Consider the following 6388-nt stretch of genomic DNA (forward strand, 5'->3'; position numbering starts at 1 on the left):
ATATAAGTTCAAGCCTCCTAGACATATTGTTAGGAGGCTTAACTTAGGAACTAATCTTAATGCTTATCATTGGCTCATGTTAACATTCAACCGTCTCTAAAATGATCAGCCTATTCATCACTAACAAGCAGCACACTAATAGCTATTTCAGATACGCCGCGTTCGTAAATTTCTCCATTAACCGTGTCATATGTAAGTACTTTTGAGCCATCATGATTCGGTGTATTACTCCAAATATACGCTTTCAGGCTACCGTCACTAGTCTGGTATGGGAAAGCCCCATTAAACGCCTTTCCATTTAATGAAGGAGCTCGGCAACCGTGCTCGGTTAATGAAGCCAGCTCTTTTATGTTAGGCAAACGCCACTTAGATTTACCACCAAAATGATATAGTTCGTGGCTTTCACTGCTGTTGATTGCCTGAACATCATTAAGAGCAGCTTGCCAGAAAACTGTACTACCCTCGCCTTCACATATCTGGGAGGTATTATTCCAAGTTTTACCCAATGGACAACGCATCCAGGTTAAGCCTGATATACGATCTTTCACCGTTCCAATATCATTAAATTGGTAACGCACGTTTGGAACAGACTTTCCTGCAGTAATCGAACATTCCTGTGCCGCCATACCGGTTACAGGAAGCAGCGCCAGCAATAGCCCTAGTATTTGTTTCTTCATTATTTTTTGCTCCCTTTGGCTACAAGACGAATTGGCATTTGATATGAGTCGTAGTTATCGCTAGCCACTTTATCGCTATATATTTCTACTGTTGAAACGGTTCCTCGGCTACTTCCTAGTGTCTGAACAAAAGTACGATACTCTGCCCCGCTCATTGCGTAATCCGAGTAATCAGTAAAGCTCTTGGTTGATGTCCAAACTGTACCTGCTTCGAGGTAACTCGCTTTGCTCTGAAGTGGGAAAAATGCGTGGGTTAAACCGTAAACCAGACCATCGACATCTTTCTCAGTTTCACCAAAATCGATCAAGTCATAATACTCGTTGAAAGTTGGTAAGCGCCAATCACTGATCCCGCAAACCTTATTAGCATTTAAATATTCAACGTATTGCTCAGTTGTACAAATTTTATCTCCTGCACTCTGGCAACCTGCCAGTTTGAGATCTTCGATATAAGGTTCGAATTTCCCTGTCAGCTGATACGCAAACAGACGGTCAAAATGCTGTGGCGAGCTGGCATCGTTCTTTTTAGATTCCCAGATAAGTTCGGTGCGCTCATCTTTGACACATGACCACTCAGTAGCATCCGCTGCCAAGGCCTGCCCATTGGCATCGAGTTTGACAAATTTGAAACCGTTATCTGTCGCATCAAAACCAAAATCTGCGTCCTGGCCAGGGTAATCTAATGATGCAACCGTATTATCACCGCCATCAGTGAAATAGGTGGTAACTCCGGTATCATTAGGTACAACAGCTTCAGATGAATTATCCAAGTCATCCACAACGTGTTGCAAATCTTCTTCCGAAGGGGCATCACTTAGCAGAATATCTTTATAGTCTTGCAGGTTCTGGCTGAAAATGGTCAATGAGTAATCCGGAGTAGTTTTGTCTACGGCAGAGATAATAGAAAGAATGTTGCTTTCAAGTGTCATGTACTCATTATTACTGCCTTCGCTAAGAAGGTTATCAGTCGCTGGCAATCCAAGGACAAGCAACTGTGCCTTCACAGCTTTAATGGCATTATCTAAGCTAAGGCCACCAGCGACCTGACTTGCCACAAGCGTGGTAATGGCATTAATTTCGTTACCCGTTGTTTTTTGCTGTCCTGGAGCAACTAGGAATGCATTGGTTGATGTACTTTTTACATTAGTTGAGCTGTAACTAGACTTACTGGTTACCCCGGTGTCCAGGTTCACCACAAGAGGTGCACTTAGAATACTTTTATCGGTACTGGTTATCGTAAACTGGCCATTGCTAGCAGCAGTGCTTGGCTCACCGGAACCGCAGATAAAATCACCATTTAAATCAGCACATACAGTTTCATTACCTTTGGCTGCCTGAGCGGTAACCTTACCTGAAACACTATATGTTGGTGTGCTACTGTCTGAACCACCGCCAGAATTGTTACAGCCTGCGACCAGCAAGGCTGCAGCAAGCATTGTTAGTTGATGTTTCATTGATTTACTTCTTCTGATTTAGAGTTAAAGTGTCGCTCACGACGCCAGAACAAAATGATGAGACCGAGCAGCAGGTTCAGCGGTGTTGATGCACCGCCGCTACCACCGGATCCAGAGTCATTGTTATTATTATTTTCATTGCCTGCTGTGCCGGCACAGCCGTATTTTGATACGCGGCCAACAGCCCACTCAACCAAGGTGCCTGAGTGATTGGCAGAATAGTCAGTTACTTCCAATCGCCATGTTCCTGCCATTGGTTCTCCGACAAAGGCAGAAAGCACATTGTCATTCTTCGCAACCCAATAACGAGTAAGTGACTGTTGAGAATAAGTTTGATTGGTAAGCAGTTCCTGTCGTGTACCTTTAGGAGAAACCAAAGTGACACGCAGATCAGCGAGGTTTTCATGAGAGAGCTTCAAATAAACAGCCAGGTTTTCATCAGCAGTTCTTGAATCGCCGTTGATGATAAAATTAAAGCTCTTAAACCCGAAGTTTAGCGAATTGTGTTCATTAAGCGTTGCATCAGGTAGAACAGAATTAAGAACCTTAGCATCCTGATCTAAAACGGGCGTACCATAAACAAGAGAGGTATCTTTTCTCCAGTTCAGGGATTGCAACTGACTTTCGTACTGATACGCTAAATCCGTGACAAGATTAAATGACTCACCGCAAACAGCAGAACTTGGCAGAGCAATACTCTTTCCTAAAACAGAAAACTTGTCAGATTTAACCGTGTCACTGCTACCAATGGAAGTCTTTATTGAACCGTCAACAGAAGCCTGACGGCCGTTAGCTATCAACCTAAAATTCAAGGGAAGAATATGATTAGCGTAACGTGAATCAACTTCAATCCGGAATGGCGCTTTCAGCAATCCGTGCACGTCAAAGTTGGCCTTCAACAACTCGGCATAATCTCGCCCCGGATACAACTTGTCCGCGACATAAACCATGCTCTCAACCAGGTCGTGCATCTTCATACTGCGTCCAAGCCCGAACATAGACTCGAGTACTATGGTATCAACTTCAGTAAATGCCTCTTTACCATAACGCTCTACACCCTGCTTCAGGGTTTGGAACAAAGGCGTTGACCATAGTTCATCGCCAAGTTCACCGCCAACGCTGATATGCGCAAGGTACTCACTGCTCTCAAAGTAACGAGCTCGCTGGTTCCAAAGGCTGCGCGTCGCAATTTTGGTACCGAAGTACCCTTCCCAGTTAAAAACAGTATCAATTTCAAAGTCACTGCCCTGATCATAAAGCTTGCGGTAGCTGTTTGATCCCGCCCAGTAATCAGCAAACCCTTCAGCCATCGCCCCGGTATGGCCATAGCCCCAGTCAGGGACAATTTGATAGTGAATACCATGACCCAATTCATGCACAACTACATCCGCATCAAGCGCATCAGGCGAGCCACCAATACCAAACATTGCAGCCTTCGGACCATAGAAATAGCTGGAGTTATTGTTTGACAGTCCACGAGCATCATATTGGACAGGCTCTGTAAACAACGAATAGCCCAATGACTCAAGATAACGTAATGACTGGTCGATTTGATAGAACGCCATTACCTGGGTGAAATCATGGCTAGCAAAGGACAAATTCTTAAGATCATTTAGTTGATCAAATTCAACAATCCCCTCCAATGGAAGAAACGATGCACTATCACTTTTTTCCCAGTTGCCAGAATCGGGGTTTTGTACTTCAAGGTATTCAGCATCTACCTGCATTACGCGGGAGTTTGACAGGTAATATTTCCCCCCAGAGATCAACAACTCGACATCATGCAAAACAAAATGAGCCGGAGTGGGATAATCAGCAATATCCGTCCAGGGCAGCTCAGGTGCTGGCTGTTTATCCATCGTCCTCAAGTCAGGGTCAACCACATTGACTTGGGCATTAATTAAGGTACCCGTTGAAAGTTCAGGCGGTGTTGTCGCTTTAAGCCTGCGGGGAGACTCTAGCTCTGCGGCTGTTATCGCAGAACCATTTCGCAAAATGGTATCTTCCAGGCTCTTAAATACCCGCTGAACAATACCGGAGCCATCTGTATGTACCACAATCGTTCGCTGCGATTTGTATTCACCTTCCAATGAAATATTGAAATTGTACTGATGCCCCAGTTTGCTTTGGCTCTGATAACGGATTGCTACACTGCCGATTTCCGGATAATGGGTTTCGACGTAAGATTTAGCGGCGGCCTGATCGGCCACCACTTCATTTCCAGACGGATAATCCCACTCCCCGCCTTGAGCTGATGCACTGGCCATTACCAATGCAAGCAGAGTCAATTGATATTTCATATCCAATCCTTAGAAGGCGTAACGGGCATTGACTGTGAAATAGCGACCAGGCTCTGTAGAGAAGCGAGTTTGATCTTGCGACACACCAGCAACGTCCTGATAACGTGTATATTCGCGATCAAGCAGATTGATCACATTCACGTTCAGCTCTAAGTCACGTGTGAATGAATAGCCCACTCCAATATCAACACTTGCCCAACCAGACGTTTGCGCACAGTCAGTCTTCAGTCCGATATCGGTGCTGCAGCTTGGCGTACGATCCATCGCATCAGCCCAGTTAAGACGTGCGTAAGCATTCATTGCCTCCTGGTCATAATTCAGTTCAACATTGCCTTCCAGTGGCGTAATGGAACGTATGTACTCGTCGTTGTCATCCTTGCCATTGACCCAACCGGCTTTAGTGCTCGCAGACCAATGTTGATCTAAGGCGTAAGCCAGCAAGACTTCTGCACCATAGGTTTCTACACCAGAAAGGTTTTCATAGCGCTTCTCCCACAGCCCCGACTCTGAGTTGAACCCAAGCTCTGAGATACCAATGAAGTTCTGAAACTTGTTGTAAAACACCGCCGCATAGATTTTCACAGTACCGTCGTCATACTTCGAGCCCACCTCAAAGCTGTCACTGGTTTCAGCTTCCAGCTCTAAATTTGGCAAAATCTCAAAAGGTGTGATGGGAACAAAATCGTGATTCACATAACCGTACGTTTTGTCATACTCAGGCGCACGGTAACCGTGTTTGTAAGTCACGTATGCATTCAGGTCCGGAGTAAACTGATAGGCCAGCGAAGCGCTAGGTGACAGTTCATTGCTTGAGTTGTCTTTCAAATCAAGATCGACACCAATAGCATCTTGTTTTTCTGGTTTCAGTTCATGCAAATCGAAACGCAAACCGAGCATCGCCGTCCATTTATTAATGACAACTGAATCTTGGATAAATGCACCAAGGGAGTAGCTGCGAGCGGGCGCGAAAGGGTTGGATTCCGAAGTAACCTTGCCGTTCCAATCATTCACAGTCTTAGATACTGGACGATCATGGTAGCTAGTTTCGACCACTGCGCCGTATACCAAGGTATGCATCAATCCATTACTGAATAATTCTTTATCGAAATCTGCGGAGAGACCAACCAGTTCATCGGTAAAGCTGCGATCTGAAATCTCGCGACGCAACTCTGTAACTCCGTTGTTCTCTCGATTCATCAGCCTGTTGATGTACTCTTCGTGCTCGGTATAACGCCAATACGCTTTAGTGTCCATATTGTCGAACGCGCCGCTTTCGGCATAGTATTCAGCCCCAGCCATCACCGTGTAAGTGCTTTGCGTTGTATCTTCGTTGAAATCTTTAATTTCCCAGGCGCCATCTTTCTGAATGGATGCCATGCCTTCCTCACGCTGCATTTCATCTCGATAAACTTCGGCCTTGGCTTTCAGCAACCATTGATCATTCAGGTCGTGGTGCAATGTATAAGCACCATTAATCCCCTCCACATCCCGGTTATAGAGATCTTCCTTATGGTTGCGTGTTTCTTCCCCTGTCCAGTAACTTAGTGAGAGTAAACTGCGGGTATCGCCACCACGAAAGGCTAAGTTAGAAGCGACTTTGTACTTATTGCTGATTCCTGTGTAGGTAGTACCCACATCAGCATAGAAATCTTCACCCTTAAGAAAATCACCTGGTGTTTTGGATTCTAAAATCACAACACCACCGATAGCGCCAGAGCCATAAGTCGTCGAGCTTGCTCCCTTGACCACCTGGATCTGCTTCAACGTCGACAGATCAAACGAATTGCGTCCTACTTTGTCATTAAGATCACTGGCGCCATAACCATCTGACATGGCTATACCGTCTTTCACAATAGAAATTCGATTACCTGTGATACCACGAATAGTGATATTTTGTGGCCTGCCTGCGCCACCAGTAACGCTGACCCCAGGCTCTCGATTAAGCGCATCATATAGC

At 45.3% G+C, this 6388-nt stretch carries 4 protein-coding genes; all 4 read right to left on the bottom strand.

What is annotated here, in order from left to right:
- Nucleotides 1-110: 110 nt before the first annotated feature.
- Nucleotides 111-677, bottom strand: a complete 567-nt coding sequence (locus MHN01_RS13075) for a DUF1566 domain-containing protein (protein WP_239411745.1) — start codon at nt 675-677, stop codon at nt 111-113.
- Nucleotides 677-2131, bottom strand: coding sequence for a DUF1566 domain-containing protein (locus tag MHN01_RS13080; RefSeq protein WP_239411746.1), 1455 nt, complete (start codon nt 2129-2131; stop codon nt 677-679). Before MHN01_RS13080 ends, MHN01_RS13075 begins: the two co-directional genes overlap by 1 nt.
- Nucleotides 2128-4431, bottom strand: a complete 2304-nt coding sequence (locus MHN01_RS13085; protein ID WP_239411747.1) for a proprotein convertase P-domain-containing protein — start codon at nt 4429-4431, stop codon at nt 2128-2130. The genes MHN01_RS13080 and MHN01_RS13085 overlap by 4 nt, the downstream gene beginning before the upstream one ends.
- A 9-nt stretch (nt 4432-4440) precedes the next feature.
- A partial coding sequence (locus MHN01_RS13090; protein WP_239411748.1) for a TonB-dependent hemoglobin/transferrin/lactoferrin family receptor occupies nt 4441-6388 on the bottom strand: 1948 nt, incomplete at its 5' end.

The organism is Photobacterium sp. OFAV2-7, assembly GCF_022347985.1.
In the GTDB taxonomy this organism is placed as follows: domain Bacteria; phylum Pseudomonadota; class Gammaproteobacteria; order Enterobacterales; family Vibrionaceae; genus Photobacterium.

Coding starts and splice junctions, on each gene's coding strand:
- MHN01_RS13075 (WP_239411745.1), bottom strand. CDS start 677: ATGAAGAAACAAATACTAGGGCTATTGCTGGCGCTGCTTCCTGTAACC.
- MHN01_RS13080 (WP_239411746.1), bottom strand. CDS start 2,131: ATGAAACATCAACTAACAATGCTTGCTGCAGCCTTGCTGGTCGCAGGC.
- MHN01_RS13085 (WP_239411747.1), bottom strand. CDS start 4,431: ATGAAATATCAATTGACTCTGCTTGCATTGGTAATGGCCAGTGCATCA.